General features: G+C 57.8%; 24 protein-coding genes and 2 pseudogenes. 17 read left to right on the top strand and 9 right to left on the bottom strand.

Going from position 1 to position 21,373, the window contains the following annotated elements; translation table 11 throughout:
- Positions 1-58: 58 nt before the first annotated feature.
- The 3 genes and pseudogenes from OP500_RS03730 to OP500_RS03725 all read left to right on the top strand — a co-directional run.
- A pseudogene (locus tag OP500_RS03730) lies at positions 59-337 on the top strand (IS1595 family transposase); the annotation flags it as partial.
- A 45-nt stretch (positions 338-382) separates the two neighbouring features.
- Complete coding sequence (locus OP500_RS11240) at positions 383-922, top strand: SMI1/KNR4 family protein (RefSeq protein WP_337992791.1); 540 nt, start codon at positions 383-385, stop codon at positions 920-922.
- Between the two features lie 81 nt (positions 923-1,003).
- Positions 1,004-1,168 (top strand): annotated as a pseudogene (locus OP500_RS03725) (IS1595 family transposase); the annotation flags it as partial.
- Positions 1,169-1,248: 80 nt separating this feature from the next.
- Here the strand turns inward: OP500_RS03725 and OP500_RS03720 are convergent.
- The gene (locus OP500_RS03720; protein ID WP_238746177.1) at positions 1,249-1,929 is read right to left on the bottom strand and encodes a type 1 glutamine amidotransferase domain-containing protein; all 681 of its coding nucleotides are present in this window, start codon (positions 1,927-1,929) and stop codon (positions 1,249-1,251) included.
- A 299-nt stretch (positions 1,930-2,228) separates the two neighbouring features.
- Between OP500_RS03720 and OP500_RS03715 the strand changes: the two genes are divergently transcribed.
- On the top strand, positions 2,229-3,095 hold the full coding sequence (locus tag OP500_RS03715; protein ID WP_274070213.1) for a LysR family transcriptional regulator: 867 nt from the start codon (positions 2,229-2,231) through the stop codon (positions 3,093-3,095).
- Here the strand turns inward: OP500_RS03715 and OP500_RS03710 are convergent.
- Positions 3,056-3,280, bottom strand: coding sequence for a hypothetical protein (locus OP500_RS03710; RefSeq protein WP_274070212.1), 225 nt, complete (start codon positions 3,278-3,280; stop codon positions 3,056-3,058). The genes OP500_RS03715 and OP500_RS03710 overlap by 40 nt on opposite strands.
- Positions 3,281-3,643: 363 nt before the next feature.
- Between OP500_RS03710 and OP500_RS03705 the strand changes: the two genes are divergently transcribed.
- The 9 genes from OP500_RS03705 (at position 3,644) to gap (ending at position 12,755) form a co-directional block, all read left to right on the top strand.
- Positions 3,644-4,102, top strand: coding sequence for a hypothetical protein (locus OP500_RS03705; RefSeq protein ID WP_274070211.1), 459 nt, complete (start codon positions 3,644-3,646; stop codon positions 4,100-4,102).
- 216 nt (positions 4,103-4,318) lie between these two features.
- Positions 4,319-4,975: a fumarylacetoacetate hydrolase family protein gene (locus OP500_RS03700; RefSeq protein ID WP_274070210.1), complete on the top strand. Its 657-nt coding sequence runs from the start codon at positions 4,319-4,321 to the stop codon at positions 4,973-4,975.
- A 74-nt stretch (positions 4,976-5,049) separates the two neighbouring features.
- Positions 5,050-6,492, top strand: a complete 1,443-nt coding sequence (locus OP500_RS03695; protein WP_238746186.1) for a surface lipoprotein assembly modifier — start codon at positions 5,050-5,052, stop codon at positions 6,490-6,492.
- 130 nt (positions 6,493-6,622) lie between these two features.
- Positions 6,623-8,611 carry a transglutaminase family protein gene (locus OP500_RS03690; protein ID WP_274070209.1) on the top strand — a complete coding sequence of 663 codons (1,989 nt, stop codon included), beginning with the start codon at positions 6,623-6,625 and terminating at the stop codon, positions 8,609-8,611.
- Between the two features lie 139 nt (positions 8,612-8,750).
- A complete protein-coding gene (locus tag OP500_RS03685; RefSeq protein ID WP_238746190.1) occupies positions 8,751-9,848 on the top strand; it encodes a TerC/Alx family metal homeostasis membrane protein in 1,098 nt (365 codons plus the stop codon).
- Between the two features lie 27 nt (positions 9,849-9,875).
- Positions 9,876-10,415, top strand: a complete 540-nt coding sequence (locus OP500_RS03680) for a KdsC family phosphatase (protein WP_274070208.1) — start codon at positions 9,876-9,878, stop codon at positions 10,413-10,415.
- Entirely contained in the window at positions 10,412-10,990 is a 579-nt protein-coding gene (gene lptC, locus OP500_RS03675; RefSeq protein WP_274070207.1) for an LPS export ABC transporter periplasmic protein LptC, read from the top strand. The genes OP500_RS03680 and lptC overlap by 4 nt, the downstream gene beginning before the upstream one ends.
- Positions 10,968-11,483, top strand: coding sequence for a lipopolysaccharide transport periplasmic protein LptA (gene lptA / locus OP500_RS03670; RefSeq protein WP_274070206.1), 516 nt, complete (start codon positions 10,968-10,970; stop codon positions 11,481-11,483). The genes lptC and lptA overlap by 23 nt, the downstream gene beginning before the upstream one ends.
- 240 nt (positions 11,484-11,723) lie before the next feature.
- Entirely contained in the window at positions 11,724-12,755 is a 1,032-nt protein-coding gene (gene gap / locus OP500_RS03665) for a type I glyceraldehyde-3-phosphate dehydrogenase (protein WP_238746196.1), read from the top strand.
- A gap of 420 nt (positions 12,756-13,175) precedes the next feature.
- Here gap and OP500_RS03660 read toward each other — a convergent pair whose 3' ends face one another.
- On the bottom strand, positions 13,176-15,167 hold the full coding sequence (locus OP500_RS03660) for a TonB-dependent copper receptor (protein WP_274070205.1): 1,992 nt from the start codon (positions 15,165-15,167) through the stop codon (positions 13,176-13,178).
- A gap of 198 nt (positions 15,168-15,365) precedes the next feature.
- Between OP500_RS03660 and OP500_RS03655 the strand changes: the two genes are divergently transcribed.
- From OP500_RS03655 to tpx, 3 genes are all read left to right on the top strand, one after another.
- Positions 15,366-15,638: a type B 50S ribosomal protein L31 gene (locus tag OP500_RS03655; protein WP_238746199.1), complete on the top strand. Its 273-nt coding sequence runs from the start codon at positions 15,366-15,368 to the stop codon at positions 15,636-15,638.
- Positions 15,638-15,763, top strand: a complete 126-nt coding sequence (gene ykgO / locus OP500_RS03650) for a type B 50S ribosomal protein L36 (RefSeq protein ID WP_238746201.1) — start codon at positions 15,638-15,640, stop codon at positions 15,761-15,763. Before OP500_RS03655 ends, ykgO begins: the two co-directional genes overlap by 1 nt.
- 124 nt (positions 15,764-15,887) lie before the next feature.
- Entirely contained in the window at positions 15,888-16,382 is a 495-nt protein-coding gene (gene tpx, locus OP500_RS03645) for a thiol peroxidase (protein ID WP_238746202.1), read from the top strand.
- 82 nt (positions 16,383-16,464) lie between these two features.
- Here tpx and hscB read toward each other — a convergent pair whose 3' ends face one another.
- On the bottom strand, positions 16,465-16,971 hold the full coding sequence (hscB, locus tag OP500_RS03640; protein WP_238746204.1) for a Fe-S protein assembly co-chaperone HscB: 507 nt from the start codon (positions 16,969-16,971) through the stop codon (positions 16,465-16,467).
- A 93-nt stretch (positions 16,972-17,064) separates the two neighbouring features.
- Positions 17,065-17,457 (bottom strand): winged helix-turn-helix transcriptional regulator, encoded by a 393-nt coding sequence (locus OP500_RS03635; protein ID WP_238746206.1) that lies wholly within the window; start codon positions 17,455-17,457, stop codon positions 17,065-17,067.
- 139 nt (positions 17,458-17,596) lie between these two features.
- Between OP500_RS03635 and OP500_RS03630 the strand changes: the two genes are divergently transcribed.
- Entirely contained in the window at positions 17,597-18,142 is a 546-nt protein-coding gene (locus tag OP500_RS03630) for an NAD(P)H-dependent oxidoreductase (protein WP_238746208.1), read from the top strand.
- A gap of 66 nt (positions 18,143-18,208) precedes the next feature.
- Here the strand turns inward: OP500_RS03630 and OP500_RS03625 are convergent, their stop codons facing one another.
- The 4 genes from OP500_RS03625 to OP500_RS03610 form a co-directional block, all read right to left on the bottom strand.
- On the bottom strand, positions 18,209-18,685 hold the full coding sequence (locus OP500_RS03625; RefSeq protein WP_238746210.1) for a CYTH domain-containing protein: 477 nt from the start codon (positions 18,683-18,685) through the stop codon (positions 18,209-18,211).
- A gap of 24 nt (positions 18,686-18,709) precedes the next feature.
- Positions 18,710-19,123, bottom strand: a complete 414-nt coding sequence (locus tag OP500_RS03620; RefSeq protein ID WP_238746211.1) for a CopD family protein — start codon at positions 19,121-19,123, stop codon at positions 18,710-18,712.
- Positions 19,124-19,706: 583 nt separating this feature from the next.
- Complete coding sequence (gene iscU / locus OP500_RS03615) at positions 19,707-20,090, bottom strand: Fe-S cluster assembly scaffold IscU (protein ID WP_238746213.1); 384 nt, start codon at positions 20,088-20,090, stop codon at positions 19,707-19,709.
- Positions 20,091-20,153: 63 nt separating this feature from the next.
- Complete coding sequence (locus OP500_RS03610; RefSeq protein WP_238746215.1) at positions 20,154-21,368, bottom strand: IscS subfamily cysteine desulfurase; 1,215 nt, start codon at positions 21,366-21,368, stop codon at positions 20,154-20,156.
- Positions 21,369-21,373: the final 5 nt, after the last annotated feature.

Below are 21,373 nucleotides of genomic sequence, written 5' to 3'. Positions count from 1 at the left end.
AATGGAAAATAAACTTTTTGGGGCTGACGTAGATTAGCAGTTATGCTAGGCTATGAAAATGAAGATAACCAATTGTAAATTAAGCAAGAGAATTCAAAAGAAACTGCTTGAATTTTTTGTGCTCCAAGTTACCGCCCGTTCCGCTGCCGATATTTTGGGCATTCAGCCCAACTCCGCCATTCTGTTCTACCGCAAAATCCGTATGGTTATCAGCCATCATTTGGCCTTGGCTGCCGATGAGGTTTTTGAGGGCCCCGTCGAGTTGGACGAAAGCTATTTCGGCGGACGGCGTAAAGGCAGACGTGGTCGCGGTGCGGCAGGAAAAGTGGTTATTTTCTACACCACAATCCGATTTTTATCCACTTTATACAAAGGAATATCCATGAGCATCGCAAATTACCCCATCATCCCCAATGACCAAACAGGCAAAACCGATTTGTTTTTGGCAACTGCCGAGGATATTGCGCAATGCGAAGCGGCGTTGAACACCCAGTTTGAAGCCGATTACCGCGAATACGTTACCCGCTACGGGGAGGGCGATTTGGGCGTGTATCTGCGCGTTTATCTGCCTGAGCAAATTATGAAGGAGCGGCCTGAATGGCTGGAACGCATCACGCGATATTGGTTTTGGGACGAGGGCGCGGACGTGCTCACCAAAGAGCAGGTGTTGCAATCTATCGCGGTGGCGGATACTTTGGATGGCGACGAGATTATTTGGTTTGAAGGTCGCTATTATGTGTTGCCGCGCGAGGAGGAAAAAATCTACGATTTGGGCGCAACGCTGGGCGAGGCGATTACTTGGCTGTTTGAATCGGGCGTGCTGGGGAATTTTGAAGACGAGGATGAAGACGAGAACGAGGATGGTGGCGAAATCAAATTTAAGCCGTATGACCCCAGCCAATATTCCGATAACGAAGACTAACATTCAGGCGGCCTGAAACAGCTAAACAGCGTTTTCAGGCTGCTTAATTTGTAGAAAATAACCGCGTTGTTTTCTACACATAACGGCATTGAGAATTTTTGGAATCAGGCAAAACGCGTCTTGCGCAAATACAACGGGACTGACCGCAAATCTTTCCCACTGTTCTTGAAAGAATGCGAATTTCGATTTAACTTCGGCACACCGTCCCAACAGCTTAAAATCCTGCGGGATTGGTGTGGAATTTAGGGCCAATCTACGTCAGCCCCCAATATAAAGCAGCCTGCACTTTGAATTTTCCAAGTGCAAGCTGCTTTTTCAATACTTCATCAACCCAATGCCTTGGCCAACGCCACCCCTACGCCTTTGGCGGATGCAGGGTTTTGACCGGTAATCAGACGGCCGTCCACCACCACGTTTTCCGCCCAGTTCGGCGCGGCATGGTGTTTTGCGCCGTGTTCAACGAGCTGGGTTTCCAGCAGGAAGGGGACGATTTTAGCTCCGCCCGTTGCTTCTTCTTCGGCGTTAGTGAAAGCAGCAACGTTTTTGCCGCTAACCAGATATTCGCCATTAGAAAGTTTCGCGTCCACCAGCGCAGCAGGGCCGTGGCAGACGGCGGCAACGATACCGCCGTTTTCATACACTTCACGGATAAGGCGTTGCGCATCAAGGTTTTCGCGGAAATCCCACATCGTACCGTAGCCGCCGGTAAACAGAATGGCGGAATAGTCCGCGCCGTTCAGGTCATCCAGCCCGGGCACAGCTTGCAAGCGTTGTTGCAGGTCAGTTTGCTGCCAGTAATGGGCGTTCACGGGGTCATCCATATTCAGGCTATCGGCATCAACGGGGGCGACTCCGGCTCGGATGGCGGCGATTTCGCTTCGGTGCCCAGCGGCTTCGGTTTCATGCATGGGGTGCGTGAGTTCGGACAACCAAAAGCCGGTGGGTTGACCGCTTGCGCCTTTAACGGCATTGCTGGTTACAACGTAGAGAATGGGTTTGTCGGACATATGTGTCTCCTGTCTGCAAGGTTGGTAAACAAAGGCTGGTTTCCAGAGGAACTTTTGGCTGTATTCAGCAGTCTGAAATTCAAAAAAAACAAGAGTTTAAGAAGCAAAATTTATTTTAAAGGATTTTCACGCAACATTCGAAGCGTAAAAAGAAAACAGCACGCCCGCGTATTTTTTCGGCAGTTTTTTCATCTCGTTCCCATCAAAAAATCCATATTGCACAGTTTATACCGTTTATAAAAACACGAAAATAATATAAATTGGCAAACGCAGCTAAAAAATGCACAAAGGAAGCAATAATGGATTGGGACTGGAACGGCATCCGCCACTTCACCGCCCTCGTGGAAAAACAAACCCTTACCGCTGCCGCCGAACACTTGGGCGTGCAGCACAGCACCGTCTCGCGGCAAATCACCCAGCTGGAAAACGCCCTCGGCCTGCGCCTGTTCGACCGCATCGGCAAACGCTACCTACTCACCCCCGAAGGAGAACGGCTTTACCGCCATGCCTGCGAAATCTGCAAAGATATGAGCATGTTGCAGCGTACCGCGCGCGAACAGGCCGAACTGCGGCACAGCGTCGTCATTTCCGCACCGCCATTCGTCGCCCGACTCCTGCTGATGCCCCACATTACCGATTTCTACAGAAAACACAACGATATACGCCTTATCATCCAAAGCGATGCCGCACTCGCCGACCTGCACGGCCGCCAAGCCGACATCGCCCTGCGCCTCGTCCGCCCCACCCAAAACGACCTTACCGTGCGCCGCATCGCCCATTTTTCCTACCGCATCTACGGCGATGAGGGCTACCTGGAAACCACCCGCCGCAAAGACTGGCGTTTCGTGCAGATTGCCGTAAACACCCGCTTTTCCCGCTGGTTTGCCGAACAAATCGGCGAAGATGCAGACATTTCCTTCGCCAGCAACGATTTCGCCGCCGTCAAACAAGCCGTGTGCGAACAAATCGGCATCGGCATCCTGCCTGATTTCGCCGTTTTCCCCGCCGACAGGCTGCATCCCGTCTCATTCAATCCGGATGCCCCGCCGCCCGAATTCTCGGAGGAACTCTTGCTGGTGATGCACGAAGACGTGCGCCGCAGCCCCAGCGTAAGGGCAGTGGCGGATTATTTCGCGGAGGCATTGGAACACATGTCGGCAATATGAAAAAGCAGCCTGCACTTTATCAAAACCCAAATGCAGGCTGCCTGAAAACGAAGTCCGTAGGCCGTCTGAAAGCGGTGTTGCTCCAACAGTTCGGCAAGGTGCCGGCCTGCGCGCCATTCGATTTGCCGCAAATAGGCTTGCGCGGCTTCGGGCTGGGGGAGTTGGCGGTATTCGGTGAAGTTCATGTGATTCTCCTGAGGCTGGCATTCGTTTGCGCGGGATTTTATAGTGAAAAGATATAGTGAAATAAAATAAGAAAGATACAAGGCAGCAAGCCGCAGTCTGCAGGGTGCGAGCAAGCGTAGCGTGGGTCATGCGTAGCAAGCGTAGTCTGTATGCGTAGTCTGTGTGGTTCTGCCACGCACGCGGTTTCCAATCTCTCAAAAGCCCCGTACATGCCTGCGCCACCCCACCACAAAAGGCAGCCTGAAAGCCGTTTCGGCAGATTCAGGCTGCTTTTTTAAGGTTAAATTTTCCGCTTTTGGGGCAAATTTCTTTAATTTGGTTTAATTTCTGTTAAACTCGCTACCCGATAAGCGAGACTCCCTATGAACCGAGACAACCATCTGCCCGCGAGCATCCATGCTTTTGCCGGCAGCGACCACCAAGACTGGCACGTGCGCTTTAAGCTGCTGTGGCAGGCGCTGGTGCCGGCCAGCGGCTATGCGCCAACCCTGCAGGGCGAAGTTTTGCGCTTAAGCGGCCGGGTGTGGGAATCGGTTTATCTCCACGACGGCGCCAACTGGGACAGCGCAGGCTGCGCCCGTATGCTCGAGCGTCTCGAACAACTGCTCGCCGGCGGCCGCCGCCTGCCGGACTTTGCGGAATTCTCCCGCTTAAATCAGGCCGCCGCCGCGCGCAGCAGTGATCATACCGTTTACGACCGCATCTGCCGCCTGGCGCTGGAATGGGTCGAACTCAATCCCGAGCTGCAAAGCATAGCGTATACGGAAAGCAGCCTGAAAAGCGGTTGGTTCGGTCGGATTAGGCGCTGGTTCGGTTACTGAACAGCCGTTGTGTTGATAAGGCTGTTGCCCCGTAACATTCAGGCAGCCTGAAAGCATTTTGCCTTTTTCAGGCTGCTTTCGTTTGGCGGCAGCCTGAAAGGGGCAAACAGACAATCCCCTGCTTTTCCGCTACAATCCGCGGCTTTTGCGGATGCTTGTCAGAATCACGCCGCATTGTCGTCTGAACATTCTGTTTCTCCGATTTCCCCAAATATTATGACTTCCGTATCGCTTGGCGGACGCAGCGTCCGCGCCAACAATATTTTCTGCATCGGCCGCAATTACGCCGCCCACATCAGCGAGCTGGGCAATGAAAAACCCGCCGCGCCGCTGGTGTTTCTCAAGCCCAACAGCAGCCTGCTGCAGGGGCCGGCCAAGCTGATGCTGCCGGCGGATGCGCACAATGTCCATTACGAAACCGAATTGGTGCTGCTGATCGGCCGTGCGGCAGACGAACTGACGCCGCAAACCGCGCTGGATGTGGTGGCGGGGCTGGCAGTCGGGCTGGATCTGACCGAGCGCGGCTGGCAGCGGCAGGCGCAGGAAAAAGGGCTGCCGTGGACGCGCGCCAAAGGCTTCAAACACGCCGCCTGCGTATCGGAATTTGTGGCGGCCGACGCGCTGGATGAAGTGCGCGAACACGGTTTCAGCCTGCATTTGAACGGCCGCCTGCAGCAGCAGGGCAGCCTGAAAAACATGATTTTTCCGCTGGAAGAGATTCTGTGCACGCTGGCGCGCGATTATGGTTTGAACGAAGGCGATCTGGTGTTTACCGGCACGCCCGAAGGCGTCGGCGCGCTGGTGGCGGGCGATGTGCTGGAATTGGATTTGGCCGGCCAAGTGCAAACCCGCTTTGAAGTGGCCGCCGGCTAAAGCGCCCGAGTTTGCCGCCGCCTGCTTTCAGGCTGTCTGAAAACGGCGCCCTACCCGATTTCGATTGGCCGAATATGAAACGCCCAACCCTTTTGCTTTGCAGCCTGATGCTGCTGACGCCGCCGCTTTTGGCCGATGATGTCGTTAAAACCGACGAACCGGAAACCCGCTTCGATATGACGAAGCCGACCAATCCCGACCAAACGCCCGCAAGCGCGCCGCAGCCGGCGGCGCAGGGCGGCGATACGCTCAATATCAGCCCCGAAGAGCTGCTCAAGCAGCCTGAACTTTTGGAGCGGGCGCTGTTTTCGTCGGTGCTGTTTAACAATGTTGAAGCGGTGAAAGTGCTGCTGCCGATTTATCTGCAGCTGCCGGAGCAGTACCGCCGCGGCGCCGATGCCGAGCTGCTGCTGATTTTGTCCCGCGCGATGGTGGCGCGTGCCGACGGCCGTTACGGCGAAGCGGTGCGGCTCTACCGCGAAGCGCTCGCGCGCAAGCCGGAGATGTCGATTGTGCGGCTGGCGCTGGCGCAATCGCTGTTTGAAGACCGCCAAAGCGAAGCGGCACGCGACCAGTTTGTCCGCCTGCGCAGCGAGCCGGAGCTGCCGGACAATATCCGCAGCCTGTGCGACCAATACATCGAAGCCATCGACAAGCGCGGCGGCTGGTCGGTTTACGGCGGCATGAACTATACCCGCGACAACAACATCAACAACACCCCCAGCCGCCGCCAGGTACGGCACGGCAACGGCGTATGGACGCTGCCCGAGCCCGAGCGCGCGCAGGGCATTTCCTATCAGGCCGGCGCCTCGCGCGACTGGAATCTCAAAGGCCGCTATTCGCTGCGCACCGCCGTCGATGTTTACGGCAAAAGCTATTGGGACAACCACAAATACGATGATTTGAACCTGCGCGCCACCGTTGGCGGCGTGTACCGCACCGCCCGCACCGAAACCGCCATCCTGCCCTATGTCGAGCGCCGCTGGTACGGCACCAAGCCATATGGTCGCGAAACCGGCCTGCGGCTCGAATGGTCGCGCTGGCTTACACCGCGCACGCAGTTTCAGACTGCCGCCGAGTGGGGCAAAGAGCTCTACGACCGGCGCAAATACCTTGAAGGCTACCATGTCAATGCCTCGGCTACCTGGCTCTTTGTGCAGAACGCGCGCCAATATTGGATGGCCGGCGTCGACGTCAGCCGCAAAACCGCACAAGACGACAGCGATGCCTACTTCCGCCGCGGCCTGCGTGTGGGCTGGACGCGCGAATGGGGCAAAGGCTTTTCCACTTCGCTTACCGGCAGCGTCGGCGAGCGCCGCTACGACGGCGTGGATATCACCAACGTGATCCGCAAAGACATGGAATACTCCGGCAGCCTGGCGCTGTGGAACCGCCGCATCCACCTGTGGGGCATCACGCCCAAGCTGGTGGCGGTGTGGCAGAAAACCCGCAGCAACCATCCTTTCTACGGCCACCAAAAGGCCAATGCCTATCTTCAGTTCAACAAAACCTTTTAAGGTTTTCAGGCTGCCTGAAAGCGTAACAGCAGGCAGCCTGAAAAGTGTTTTGCGCGCCGTTTAACCCCAAAAGCAGCCTGAAAACCCCGCCTGCCGCTTTTCAGGCTGCCTTTTTCCCGCTTATCCGACAATGAACAGCTACCATCTACCGGGCATCCGCCCCGCCTTCCTCGAAACCCAACCCGCGCTCAGTACGCTGCTGCTGGCGCTGGGCGCTTTATCGGTGGTGTCGCTGCCGCTGCTGCTGCAACTGCCCTTAAGCGTGGGCGTGCTGTTCGGCCTGCTGCTGGCGGTGCGGGTGGCGCTGCTGCTGGCCGGCGTGCGCGCGGTGGACAACCGCCTGCTGCTGCCGCTGCTGGGCGCCATCGTCGCCGCAGTGTGGAAGCTGCTGGGCAGCATTATCGGCCTGCAGGGCGGCATCGCTTTTTTGCTGCTGGTGGCGCTGCTGAAGTCTTACGAAGGCAAAAGCCGGCGCGACTGGCAGGTGCTGGTGCTGGCGATGCTGTTTCTCACCGCCGGTTCGGTGCTGTTCGACCAGGGGCCGGCGGCCGGTTTGTGGATGCTGCTGTGTCTGGTGGTGATGGCGTTGGTGCTGGCGTTGTTGAACGAAATGCCGTGGCGGCCGGCTTTGCGCCAGAGCCTGACCGGCTTTCTGCTGGCGCTGCCGCTGATGCTGCTGCTGTTTGTTGCCATGCCGCGGCGCGAATCGCCGCTGTGGCAGATGCCCAACCCGCAAAACAAGGCGGTTACCGGCCTTTCCGACCGCATGAAGCCCGGCAGCATCAGCGATCTGGTGCAAAGCAACGAACCGGCGTTCACCGCCACTTTCGATCAGGGCTATATGCCGCAGCGCCAGCAGCTCTATTGGCGCGTGCTGACCCTGTCCGCCTATGAAAACGGTGCCTGGCAGGCGGTGCGGGACGTGGCGGATGACGCCGTGCCGCAGGAAGGCAAACGCATCGGCTATCAGATGATTGTTGCCGACGAGCGCGGCATGTTACCCGCCCTCGACTATCCGCCGCCCTTTGAAAAGCGCGGTTTCAACCGCGAATTGGGCAATGTGTTGCGCGTGCCGGAAAACAGCGGCGTGCGCCGTGTGCGCCTTGAAGCGCTGCCCGACAGCCTGCTCTACCAGCGGCTGACCCGCGGCGAAGCCGATTTCTACCGCCGCCTGCCGTCGGCCGCCAGCAATCCGCGCACCGTCGCCCTTGCCCGCAAGCTGGCTGCCGCCAGCAACGGCAGCGTCGAGCGTTACGCCCAAAGCGTGCTCGAATATTTCCATCGCGAGCGTTTTGCCTACACCCTGCAGCCGCCGCAGATGCCCGATGCCGATGCCACCGACCGCTTTTTGTTCGAGCACCGCCGCGGCTTTTGCGAACACTATGCCGATGCCTTTGTCAGCCTGATGCGCGCCGCCGGCATTCCCGCCCGCGTGGTTACCGGCTATCAGGGCGGCGAATACGATGCCGAAGGCGGCTTCTGGCAGGTGCGCAGTAAAGACGCCCATGCCTGGGCGGAAGTATGGCTGCCCGAGCGCCAGGCCTGGCGGCGTTACGATCCCACCGCCGCTGTTTCCGCCGACCGCATCGAACAGGGCGTGGCCGCCGCCCTGCCCAGCGGCGAAGCCGAAGGCATGATTGCCAACACCGGCCGCTGGAGCGCCTGGCTCGACCGCAGCCGTTTTTACTGGCAGCAGTGGGTGGTCAATTACGACGACAACCGCCAGAAAAGCCTGTTTGCCTCGCTCGGCCTCGGCCGCGTCGGTGTGTTCAGCATCCTGGCGCTGCTGGCGCTGGGCGCGCTGCCGGTGCTGCTGCCGGTATGGCTGTGGTGGCGCCGCTCGCGCCGGCAGGATGCCGATCCGCTGCGCGACGGTTTCGCCCTGCTCAAATACCGCCTGCTCGGCGCCGACTATCCCGAGCTTGCCGCCGTCGGCCCGCAGGAATTGCGCCGCGAGCTGGCACGGCAAAACCGGCTCGAAAGCAGCCTGAAAGCCTTGATCGACGACTATATCCGCCTCAATTACGCCGCTGCCGGCAGTCCGGCCGCCGCCGTGGCGCAGGCATGGTTCCGCCGCGCGCGCCGGCTGTCGAAAAAATACCGCCTGGCCGACGGCTGAATACCGCTTTTCAGGCTGCCTGAACGCAGCAAAGCAGCCTGAAAAAGCCCTGCGCCAAAGCGCGAAAATAGATTAGAATGGCGGCCTTTTGCCCCGCCTTTTTTCCGCAACCACCACACTCCACACAAAGGAAAAGCACATGAACCATTTAGGCTTCCCGCTGGAAACCGTTGCCGTATTTGTCCTGCTCTCGGTCGGCGCGATTGCCATCGACCTTTTCGCCCATAAAAACGACCAGCCGATGTCGCTCAAAAGCGCTTCGCTGTGGTCGGTGTTTTGGGTATTGGTGTCGCTGGCCTTCGGCGGCTATCTGTGGGTTCACCACGGCAGCGAAACCGCCAGCCTGTTTATCACCGGCTATGCGCTGGAAAAAGTGCTGTCGGTGGACAATCTGTTTGTGATGATGGCGATTTTCGCCTGGTTCAAAGTACCGGAAGGCTACCGCCACCGCGTGCTCTACTGGGGCATTATCGGCGCGATTGTGTTCCGCATGGTGTTCGTGGCCATCGGCACCGGCCTGCTGGCGCTGGGGCCGTATGTCGAACTGGTGTTTGCGCTGATTGTCGGCTGGACGGCGGTGATGATGCTCAAAGCCGGCGACGATGAAGAAGAAAACGAAGACTACTCCGACCACCTGGCCTACCGCTGGGTGCACCGCTTCTTTCCGGTATGGCCGCGCCTGTTCGGCCACAACTTCTTCCTGAATACCAAAGAGCTGGAAGAAGCCCGCTCCGCCCATCCCGACGTGCATCTGGAATTGGCCGGCGAAGATGTCAAACATCCCGAAAAAAGCCATCCGCACCAGATGAAAAAAGGCGCCTGGGTGGCCACGCCGCTGTTTCTGTGCCTAGCGGTGATTGAGATTTCCGACGTGATGTTTGCCTTTGACAGCGTGCCGGCGGTGATTGCGGTATCTAAAGAGCCGCTGATTGTGTACAGCGCGATGATGTTCGCCATTCTCGGTCTGCGTACCATGTATTTCGTGCTCGAAGCGCTCAAAGGCTATCTGGTGCATCTGGAAAAAGCGGTGATCGTGCTGCTGTTCTTTATCGCCGCCAAACTCGGCCTGGCCGCTTCCGAGCATATTTTCGGCGTCGGCTACGAGATTTCGCCCAATGCTTCGCTGCTGGTGGTGATTGTGGTGTTGGCGCTGGGCATTGTCGCTTCATTCGTTTTCCCCGAACGCGAAGAAGCCGAAGACAAGCCTGCCGACGGCAACGATGCCGCCGGCGAATAAACCCCGTTTTTCAGGCAGCCTGAAACCATGTTTTCCCACTTGCCCCGCCCGCTTATCGAACGCGCCGAACGCATCCGCCTGCTGATTATGGATGTGGACGGCGTGCTGACCGACGCCAAGCTGCTGTTTGACGCCGACGGCCGCATGAGTAAAGCCTTCAACACGCTCGATGGCCACGGCATCAAAATGCTGCAGGAGAGCGGCGTGCAAACCGCCATCATCACCGCCCGCAGCGATGCCGCCGTCGATGCGCGCGCCGCGCAGCTGGGCATCGGTTTTTACCGCAAAGGCAGCAGCGACAAAAAAGCCGTTTATCAGGCGCTTCTGGCCGAAACCGGCCTGAGCGAAGCGCAATGCGCCTATATCGGCGACGATGTGATCGACCTGCCGGTAATGATCCGCTGCGGCCTGCCGGTGGCGGTGCCCAACGCCCACGCCGAAGTGCGCAAACGCGCCGCCTACACCACCGCCGCTGCCGGCGGCAACGGTGCCGTGCGCGAATTGTGCGATCTGATTATGTACGCTCAGGGCAGCTTTCAGGCTGCCTTAGACAGGTACCTGCAATGAGCCGCCTGCGCAATCTGATGTTTCCGCTGATGCTGGCGCTGATACTCGGCGGCCTGAGCGCCTGGCTCGGCCGTATCAGCGAAGTGAAGCTGGAAGAAGTAAAGCTTAAAGCCGACGAGCCGCAATACCTGATGACGCAGATGCGCGGCGTGCGCTTTGCCGAAGACGGCAGCCTTGGCGAGAGCCTCAGCGCCGAGCGCGCCTGGCAGTTGCCGGAAAAACGCTACGTCCATTTCCAAAGCCCCGAGCTGCACCTTTACCAAAACGGCCGCCAGCAATACCAAGTACGCAGCGCGCAGGCGCGTTACGACACCGAAACCCGCCAGGTATTGTTCGACCGTGAAGTGCTGCTCGACAAACCGGCCGACGGCGAGCGCCCTGCCGCCCAAGTCAGCACCGCCTCGCTTACCGTCGATACCCGCGCCCAAACCGCCTACACCGACCAAGCCGTTAACTACCGCTACGGCCGCTCCAGCGGCAGCGCCCACGGCATGCGCTACGACCACAAACAAGGGCGGCTCGATCTGCCCGCCAAAGTGAAAGCCCTGATTTATGACACCGACTCGCAACGCTAAATTCCTGCCTGCCGCCCTGCTCCTGCTGGCGCTCAGCTTCAGCGCCCACGCGCTCGAGAGCGACCGCAAACAGCCGATTTCCATCGACGCCGACAGCGGCTCGCTCGACCAGAAAAACCAAGTTACCGTGTTCAGCGGTAACGTCATCATCAAACAAGGCAGCATCAATATGCGCGCCGAGCGCGTGCGCCTGACCCGCGACAAACAGGGCAACCAAACCCTGCAGGCCGAAGGCAGCCCGGTCAAATTCGGCCAGCAGCTGGAAAACAAAGGCTATGTCGAAGGCCAGGGCAACCGCGCCGAATATTCGTCCGCCAGCAATATGATCCGCCTGTCCGGCAACGCCAAAGTCCAGCGCGGCGGCGATGTCGCCCAGGGCGAAGTCATCACCTACAACACCAAAAGCGAAGTCTATACTGTGCTCGGCGGCAAAGCGGCAGGCACCAAAAGCGGCCGCCGCGTCAGCGTGATTATCCAGCCCAGCGCCAAATAAAACTTTTACAGGCAGCCTGAAAACCCTTTGCGGCGGTTTTCAGGCTGCTTTTTTGTTTTGCCCAACCTTTCAGGCAGCCTGAAAAATCTCGATCGCAGCCGGCGGCAGGCAGCCTGAAAAGCTCGGCGGCAGTTTGTAGCCCGCTGTAGTTTTCAGGCTGCGTTTTCGGTATAATCCGCGCCGCCCGGCAACGCGAGTTTTGCCGTTTTTGTTTGTCCGCAACCCGTCAAGGAAACACTCATGTCTATCAAAATCGCCATCAACGGCTACGGCCGCATCGGCCGTCAAATTGTCCGCGCCATCTACGAATACGGTTTGGGCGACCAACTCAAAATCGTCGCCATCAACGGCAGCGGCGATCTGGCCACCAACGCCCATCTAACCCAGTTTGACACCGTGCACGGCCGCTTTGCCGCCAAAGTTGAAGAAGACGGCAGCAATCTGCTGATCAACGGCGACAAAATCCCCTTCTTCTCCACCCGCAACCCGGCCGAGCTGCCGTGGAAAGCGCTGGATGTCGATCTGGTAATGGAATGCACCGGCGCTTTTTGCAGCAAGGAAAAAGCCCAAGTCCATCTGGATGCCGGCGCCAAAAAAGTGCTGATTTCCGCTCCCGGCAAAGGCGATGTCGATGCCACCGTGGTTTACGGCGTCAACCATCAGGTACTCAACCCCGGCATGACCGTGGTGTCCAACGGCTCATGCACCACCAACTGCCTGGCACCCGTCGCCCAAACCCTGCACAATGCGCTGGGCATCAACAAAGGCCTGATGACCACCATCCACGCCGTTACCAACGACCAGGTGCTCACCGACGTGCGCCACTCCGACCTGCGCCGCGCCCGCAGCGGCATGCAGAACATGATTCCCACCAAAACCGGCGCCGCCAAAGCGCTCGGCCTGGTGCTGCCCGAATTGCAGGGCAAACTCGACGGCCTGGCTATCCGCGTGCCCACCATCAATGTTTCGCTGGTCGATCTCACTTTTGAAGCCGGCCGCAACACCGATGTCGAAGAAGTCAACGCGCTGATCAAAGCCGCATCCGAAGGCAGCCTGAAAGGCATACTCGGCTACAACACCCTGCCCCTGGTTTCCGGCGACTTCAACCACAACAGCCACGCCAGCGTGTTTGACGCCACCCAAACCAAAGTCTCACAAGGCAATCTGGTCAAAGTCTTTTCATGGTACGACAACGAATGGGGCTTCTCCTGCCAGATGCTCAACACCGCCCGCGCCATGTTCGGCGAAACCGTCCGCCTGCCGCTGGCCTAAGCCTTTCGCTTTTTATCCAAGATGCGCCCTGCCCCGTTTGCAGGGCGCGTTTTTTTTTTCAGGCTGCTTTTGTGTTTGAATCCCACAAAGGCAGCCTGAAAATCGTCTGATGCTGTTTTCAGGCTGCCTTTTGGCTTTCAGGCTACTTTTCAAATGCCGGCAGTTTGGGATGAACAACCAGCAAACGGCAGTACAAAAGCAGCCTGAAAGGTTCAGGCTGCCTGGTTTGAAACCCAAAGGCAGCCTGAAAAACTTTTGCTACTGCTTTCAGGCTGCTTTTTCGAGTGCCGGCATTTAGGTGGAAGACAAGGCAAACGACAGCACAAAAGCAGCCTGAAAAGTTTTCAGGCTGCTTTTGACTTATTGCCGATATAAACCGCCGCCGCATGGGAAACCATACGGCGGCGGTTTTACGCGCGCTTAGAAGCTGGCCTGCAGGCGCAGCCAGACTTGGCGGCCGGGTTCGTTGACGCGGATGGTCTGGGTACCGGCGGCGGGGTTGCCACCCTTGCTGACAAACTCGGCGTAGGTTTTGTTGAACACATTGTCCACGCCGGCCTGCAGTACGGCCTGTTTGTGGAAGCGCCAGCCGGCGTTGAGCGACAACACGCCGAAGCCGGCGGACGGGCCGATGTCGGTGCCGACGATGTTGCCTTGGCCGCGGGCGTAGCGTTTCTGTGCGGCCACCACGCGCCACAGGGCGCCGGCGCTGAAGGTACCGTTATCCCAGTTCAGGAAGGTTTTGGCTTCCAAGGGCGGGGTTTGCGCCAGCGGCAGGCTGTCGCTGCGGTTTTTGCCGTAGGTGTAGGCTAGGCTGCCGCCCAGCTCCCAGTTGCGGGCGAATTTCCATTTGCCTTCGGCTTCGCCGCCGTAGCGTACGGCTTTTACGTTGTCTGCGCTGGCGTCTTTAACCAAAATGAAGTCTTTGATGTGGCCGGCAAACAGCGATACCGAGCCTTGGACATTGCCGCTTTGGAACTGGTAGCCGGTGTCCAGCTGGGTGTTGCGCTCGGCTTTGAGACGGTAGGAGCGGTTGCGCTCCCAGTAGTCCGGCGCGCGCTCGGCCATGCCGAGGCCAACATAGTATTTACCGGACTCGCCCAGCTGCTGTTCGTAGCGGGCAAAAGCGGCTTTCAGATTGTAGGTTTGGTTGCGGTGGGCGTTGTAGAGCGCGTCGGGATCGGCGGGGGCGAGTTTGCGCAAGTATTCGGCTTTAACTCGGTCGTAGCGCAGGCCGCCGATTACTTTACTGCCGGCTTTGGGTGCCAGCGTGGCTTCGGCAAACAGGCCGTATTGGCGGAAGTCTTGGTCGCCAACAAAGGGGAAGGACGACAGACGATCGACATTGGCACCGCTAATGCGCATCATGCCGTTGGCCATGCGGCTGTTGTGGCGGTCGTGCGTCCAGTCGAGACCGGTTTGCAGCTCGAGGGCGCTCCAGTTCATGGTGGCGCGCAACTGGGCGGTATCGACGATGCGCTCGGGATTGATCAGGGCGCGCATATTGGGCGCGCGGCGGCGCATGGTGTAGTTGTCCATGATGTGATCGACTTTGCTGCGGCCGTAGCTGGCGGAAATTTCGCTGAGCCACGGAGTCAGGCTGCGCTGTTGGGCTTTAAGCGTCCAGGCGTCGCGGTCGAATTTGCTGCCGTCCATCATGCGGTCGGCGTAGGCCGCTTCGCCGCGGCTGCGCTCGTAGCCGGCAGAAAGCACGGTGTTTTCGGTGGGGGTAACGCCCAGTTGCAGCATTTGGTTGTGGCGGCTGAAGTGCGAGTGGACGCGGTTGCCGTCGCCATCGCGGTAATTGCCGGATTTGTTGTAGCTGGCATTGGCGCGCAGATAGCCGTAGCGGTTGTTCAGCTCGGCATCGGCGAAGATGTCGAAACGGTCAAAGCTGCCCACGGTCAGGCCGGCATTGCCGTGCGCTTTGAGTTCTTCGGCCTTGGGCGGCGTTTTGCGCACAAAACGCACCGAACCGGCCACCATGCCCATGCCTTCGCTAACGCTCTGCGGGCCTTTGGTTACAATCACTTTGTCGAAAGAGGCGGGGAAAATATAGGCGGTGGGCGGATCCATGCGGTTGCCGCAGCCGCCGTAGATAAACTGGCCGTCGGCCTGAATGCTCAACCGCGAGCCGCCCAAGCCGCGCAGCAACGGATCGCCCGAGCTGCCGCCTTTGCGGATAATGCTCATATTGGGCACCGACTGCAGCACGCTGGCGCCGTCGTTGGCAGGAAGCGGCTGGATAGATGTTTTGGGGTTGAACTGCACCGAATTGGCCTTGCCGGTCGGCGTGCCGCTGACCACAACCGGATTCAGCTCTTGGCTCTCCCCTTCATCGCCGGTATCCGCAAACGCGCAGGCGCAGGCCAGTGATAAAGGCAGCAAAACCCAGGAAGGATGCTTGGACATGATTTTCTCCTATGTGATTTGTTACAACCTAACGTTTACAGTATAGCCCTATTGTTTTCAGGGATTTTGACCTGCATCAAATAGTGTAATTTTTTGTAAACCGTTTTTGCTTTTTAAGCGTTTTCTTCTTTACACACCAATTTGCCGCGCACAAATTTATCGTGTTATACTATAACAAGTTTAACCACAGGAGAAACCATGAAACCCGGCATCCACCCCGAAAACTACCGCACCGTGCTGTTTTACGACAGCGGCGCCCAAACCGGCTGGCTGATCCGCTCTTGCGCCCCCACCAGCAAAACCATGCAGTGGGAAGACGGCAAAGAATATCCGGTATTTCTGCTCGACACTTCCGCCGCCAGCCATCCGGTTTATACCGGCAAGCAGCGCGAGCACAACCGCGAAGGCCGCGCCAGCCAGTTCAACCAACGCTACGCAGGCATGATGTCTGCCCTGAAAAAGGACAAATAATGCAAGTACTCTCTTCACTCAAAACCGCCAAACAACGCCACCGCGACTGCCAAGTCGTCCGCCGCAAAGGCAAGGTGTATGTGATTTGTAAATCCAACCCGCGCTTTAAAGCCCGCCAGCGCTAACCCAGACTTTTCAGGCTGCCCGCACCATTGGGGCAGCCTGAAAAACATTTCGCCGCCGCTTGGCAAGGGCGGCCGAACACATTATGCTGCCAGCGTTTTCCACCACTTTCCGAAAGGATTAAGCATGTCTCAAGTTACTTTTCGCGGCACACCCGCCCGCGTTGAAGGGCAACTGCCCGCCGTCGGCCAAAGCGCGCCCGCCTTCACGCTGGCCGCCGCCGATTTGAGCGACAAAACGCTGGCCGATTTTGCCGGCCAGCGCAAAGTGCTGAATATTTTTCCCAGCATCGACACCGGCGTCTGCGCCCAGTCGGTACGCACGTTTAACCAACGCGCATCGTCGCTGGAAAACGCCGTCGTGCTGTGCATTTCCGCCGACCTACCCTTTGCCCAAGCCCGCTTCTGCGGCGCCGAAGGTTTGGACAAAGTGCTGACCCTGTCGAGCTTTCGCAGCAGTTTTGCCCGCGACTACGGCGTACTGATGGCCGAAAGCCCGATCCGCGGCCTGACCGCCCGCGCGGTGATTGTGCTAGACGAACAAGACAAAGTGCTGCATGTCGAGCTGGTGCCGGAAATTGCCAACGAACCGGATTACGATGCCGCGCTGGCGGTGCTGTAAATCCGTCTTAAACGCCAAAACCGCTTTCAGGCAGCCTGAAAGCGGTTTTTGTTTGTGCGTTGTGCCGGGGTTTTCAGGCTGCCTATTCGGGCAGCGCCGCATACACTTCCTGCCGCATTTTCGCCAGAAAACGGCCGCGGCGCAGCAAGTCCGCTGCCGGCTCGAAACGGCTCTGGGCAAAAGCGTCCGCCAATTCGCGGTAGAGTCCGTCCTGCACTTGGGCAATTTCCTGATCCAGCGAACGCATCGCCGCCGCATCCTGCGCCGCCGCGGCATCGGCCAGCTGCTCGCGCCATTCCATCTGCTGCATCAGAAACTCCGGCGCGTAAGCCGTATGCTCGGGCGCATCGGCGTTAATGCCGCGCAATTCCAGCAGATAGGCGGCGCGCTCCAGCGGGTCTTTCAGCGCCTGATACGCCTGATTGACCGCCGACGCCATCATCACCGCCTGCCGCTGCTCAAAAGCCGAAGCCGCCGCGGTACGGTCGGGATGAAACTGCGCTGCCAGCGTGCGGTAGCGCGCCTCCAGCGCCGCATCGTCAAGCTCGAAACGCTCGGGCAGGCCGAATAATTCAAAATAGCCGGGCATGGGGTTCTCCTTAGGGACGGAACGGGCGATTGTATAGCGAAGCACGTCGCAACTCCAATATCGTTTTCAGGCTGCTTGGCTGCTTGCGGCCGTTTAACCGCTTTCTGCCGGCGCCTGGGGATCGATAAAGCTGCCGCGCTCGATTACCGCGCGGTTGCCCCATTCGGTGAGCGCCGCCAATACCGGCAGGAAGCTGCGGCCGAACTCGGTTAGCGCGTATTCGCTGCGCAGGGGCGGTTTGCTGCCGTAAACCCGCCGCGAAACCAGTCCGCTGTGCTCCAGCTGCTTGAGCTGCCGGCTTAAGATGGTTTCGGTGGCATCGCGCAGGTGGCTGTGCAGCTCGCCAAAGCGTTTGCTGCCCTCCTGCAGGTGGTAAAGGATAACGGCCTTCCATTTGCCGCCGACCAGATCCATGGCCACGCTCAGCGTGCAGGGATAGATTTTGCCGTTGTAAGCGAAGGCGCCGCTGCGGCATTCTGTTTTCATTTTGGGATACCTGTTTAAAAGGATAGTTATTGCCGCTCGGCTGCGCGCGTGCCTACAATCGCCGCGCTTTGCAGCAAAACAAGCTGCTCTGCGAAACCCGTCTCAAAAGCCCAATGTCGATATGTTTTAGGAGAAAAACATGGCTCTCGTTATTTTAGCCCATCCCGATTTTGCCCGCTCCGTTGCCAATAAAGCCGTACTGGCGCATCTGCAGGCGGTGCTGCCCGATATCGAAGTGCGCGATTTGGCCTCCCTTTACCCCGATTACCGCATTGATGCCGCCGCCGAGCAGCAGGCGCTGCTGCGCCACCAAACTGTGGTGTTCCAATACCCTTTTTACTGGTACAACATGCCCGCGATTCTCAAGCAGTATTTTGACAGCGTGTTTACCTACGGTTTTGCTTACGGCCGCGACGGCGACAAACTCAAAGGCCGGAATTTTGTGCCCAGCTTTACCGTCGGCTCGCCCGAAGAAGACTACCGCGCCGACGGCTTGGCACATTTTCGGGTATTGGAGTTTTGCAAAAATCTCGAACAAACCGCCTATTACACGCAAATGCGCTATATCGACCCATTCTATTTCCACGGTACTTCGCCCGCACTGTACAGCCGCGAAGAAGTCCAAGCCAAAGCCGAAAACTGTGCAACCGGTTTGGTAAGCCTGCTGCAAAAGCTGGGCGGGTAAATCAAAGTGAAGTAAAAAAGGCAGCCTGAAAGCTTTTCAGGCTGCCTGAATGCCGTCTGGCTGCGTTTACTCCTGATCCATCCATTGCGGATAGGGGTGCTTGCTCAGATAGGCGTTGGTAAAACGCGGATCGCTGCTGACTTCGCGCCCCAGCCATTCCGGCTGCGGATAGGCGGCGTTTTCGTGGGGCAGCTCGATTTCCGCCAGCAGCAGCGGGGCGTTGTCGCCCAGATATTCGTCGATTTCAAATACCGCGCCGTCAAGCGCGATGCGGTAGCGCAGTTTCTGCAAGCGGAACGGACATAGGGCGAGCATCTGCCGCGCGTCTGCCGGCGGCACCGGATATTCGAACTCACTGCGCGACAGATCGGAAATATATCCCTTAACCGTAAGCCACGCCTGCTCGCCGCACAGGCGCACGCGCACGCTGCAGGCCTGATCGACGCTCATATAGCCCTGCTCCAGCCGCTGCGGCTCACCGGCAAGCTGGCGCCAGCTGTCGTTGCGGATAAGAAAGCGGCGTTCGATTTCGATATGGCTCATGCGTTTGCTCCGGCAGCCTGAAAGTTAAAACGGTTTGAAAACGGCCAGATATACCGCAGCAATCAGCGCCAGCACCGGCAGTTCGTTAAACACGCGGTACCAGCGGTGGCTGTGGCGGTTTTGGCGGCGGGAAAAAGCGGCCAGCAGCAGGCCGCACCAGCCGTGATAAAGCAGCAGCAGCAGCCCCAGTGCGATTTTGGCGTAAATCCAGCCGGCAAAAGCGGTTTGTGTCAGCGGCATCAATAATCCGCACAGCAGCGCGCCGATGCCCCACGGTGTCATAAATTTAAACAGTTTGCGCGCCATCAGCAGCAGGCGCGCATATTCGCTTTCGCTGTCGGCCATCGCCAGATTTACATAAATACGCGGCAGGTAAAACAGGCCGGCGAACCAGGAAACGATAAAAAACAGATGCAGGAATTTAAGCCACAGATACATTGCAGGCAGCCTGAAAAAAAAGCGCGTATTGTACCAGCCGGCCGCCTTGGCCCGCACAGCCGTTTTCAGGCTGCCGGTACTTGCGGCGGGGGAAAAAGAGAAAACAAAAAATGACGCAGACCGCCCGTATCTGAAGCTGTCTGCGTTATGGCAAGCGCCATCAATCCTCTATTTTTCTCTGCCTTTGTACAACCTGGCATAATTGTGTAATGGAATGTAATTCATTTTGCCGCAGCAAACAAGCCCAAAAGCGGCGCATTTGGCCGATTTCAAAATTGATTAGGCTATAACGCTAATTTTACGCAACTAAATTTCAAATTTTTTTTATCTTTTTTCCGTCGTCTCAAACAAAAAACTACTTTAAGGCCGATAAAATCAGGCATCCAACACAAGATTACCGAAACATACAAAACTTTTCAGGCTGCCTGCCGGCTTATAGCGAAAACGTTTAAGCGGCGCATGTGGTACAAAACAGCAAAGGCACGGCCGGTATTTTTACCGTCCGTGCCTTTAATAGAGATGTGCTTAAAGCCTTTTCAGGCTGCCTGAAAGGGATACTGCATCTTCAGGCAGCCTGAAAAAATCAGGCATCACGTTTTTTTCGGTAGTCGGCTACTGCCGCTTTTACCGCGTCTTCAGCCAGAATCGAGCAGTGGATTTTTACTGGCGGCAGTTCCAACTCTTCGGCAATTTCGCTGTTTTTGATGGCCATCGCTTCATCCAGGCTTTTGCCTTTCAGAAGCTCGGTTACCAGCGACGACGATGCGATGGCGGAGCCGCAGCCATAGGTTTTGAATTTGGCGTCTTCGATGATGCCTTGGTCGTTCACTTTGATTTGCAGGCGCATCACGTCGCCGCAGGCGGGCGCGCCCACCATGCCGGTGCCGACGTCGCTGTCGTCTTTGTCGAATGTGCCGACGTTGCGGGGGTTTTCGTAATGGTCGATGACTTTGTCGCTGTATGCCATGATGTGGTTTCCTTATAACGAGTTATGTTTGTTTGCCGGTTACGGTTTTCAGGCTGCCTGAAATCAGTGCGCCGCCCATTCGATTGATTCCAAATCGATGCCTTCTTTAAACATCTCCCACAGCGGCGAGAGTTCGCGCAGTTTGTCGATTTTGGATTTGATCAGCTCGGCGGCATAGGCGGCTTCTTCTTCGGTGGTCATGCGGCCGAAGGTGATGCGCAGGGAGGAATGCGCCAGTTCGTCGTTGCGGCCGAGCGCGCGCAGGACGTAGCTGGGTTCGAGCGAAGCGGAGGTACAGGCGGAGCCGCTGGATACGGCGAGTTCTTTAACTGCCATAATCAGGCTTTCGCCTTCGACGTAGTTGAAGCTGACGTTGAGATTGTTAGGCGCGCGGTGTTCGAGATCGCCATTGATATAGACTTCTTCGATACCTTCGATGCCTTTCAGGAAGATGTCGCGCAGTTTGCGGTAGTGCGCCATATCCTTTGCCAAATCTTCTTTGGCGATGCGGAAAGCTTCGCCCATGCCGACGATTTGGTGGGTGGGCAGGGTGCCGCTGCGGAAACCGCGTTCGTGGCCGCCGCCGTGCATTTGGGCTTCTAGGCGGACGCGGGGTTTACGGCGGACGTACAGCGCGCCGATACCTTTGGGACCGTACACTTTATGACCGGACATGGACAGCAGGTCGATTTTGGCGGCTTCTACGTCAACAGGCACTTTGCCGCAGGCTTGGGCTGCATCAACGTGGAAGATGATTTTACGTTCGCGGCAGATTTCGCCGATGGCGGGAATATCTTGCACGACGCCGATTTCGTTGTTCACCCACATTACGGAAATCAGGATGGTGTCGTCGCGGATGGCGGCTTTGAGTTCTTCCAAATCAATCAAACCGTTTTCCTGCACGCCGAGATAGGTTACTTCGAAACCTTGGCGTTCGAGTTCGCGCATGGTGTCGAGCACGGCTTTGTGTTCGGTTTTGACGGTAATGAGGTGTTTGCCTTTGGTTTTGTAGAAGTTTGCCGCGCCTTTGATGGCGAGGTTGTCGGACTCGGTGGCGCCGCTGGTGAAGACGATTTCCTTGGGATCGGCGTTGATCAGCGCGGCGATATTGGCGCGGGCTTCTTCCACCGCTTCTTCGGCCACCCAGCCGAAGCTGTGGCTGTTGGATGCGGGGTTGCCGAAGGTTTCGGTCAGGTAGGGAATCATTTTTTCCGCCACGCGTTTGTCAACAGGGGTGGTGGCGGCGTAGTCGAGATAAACGGGGATTTTTACGGTCATGGTGT

The organism is Kingella sp. SNUBH-2017 (assembly GCF_028680565.1).
GTDB lineage: Bacteria > Pseudomonadota > Gammaproteobacteria > Burkholderiales > Neisseriaceae > Kingella_D > Kingella_D pumchi.
This window is presented reverse-complemented; position numbering and strand designations above follow the sequence as displayed.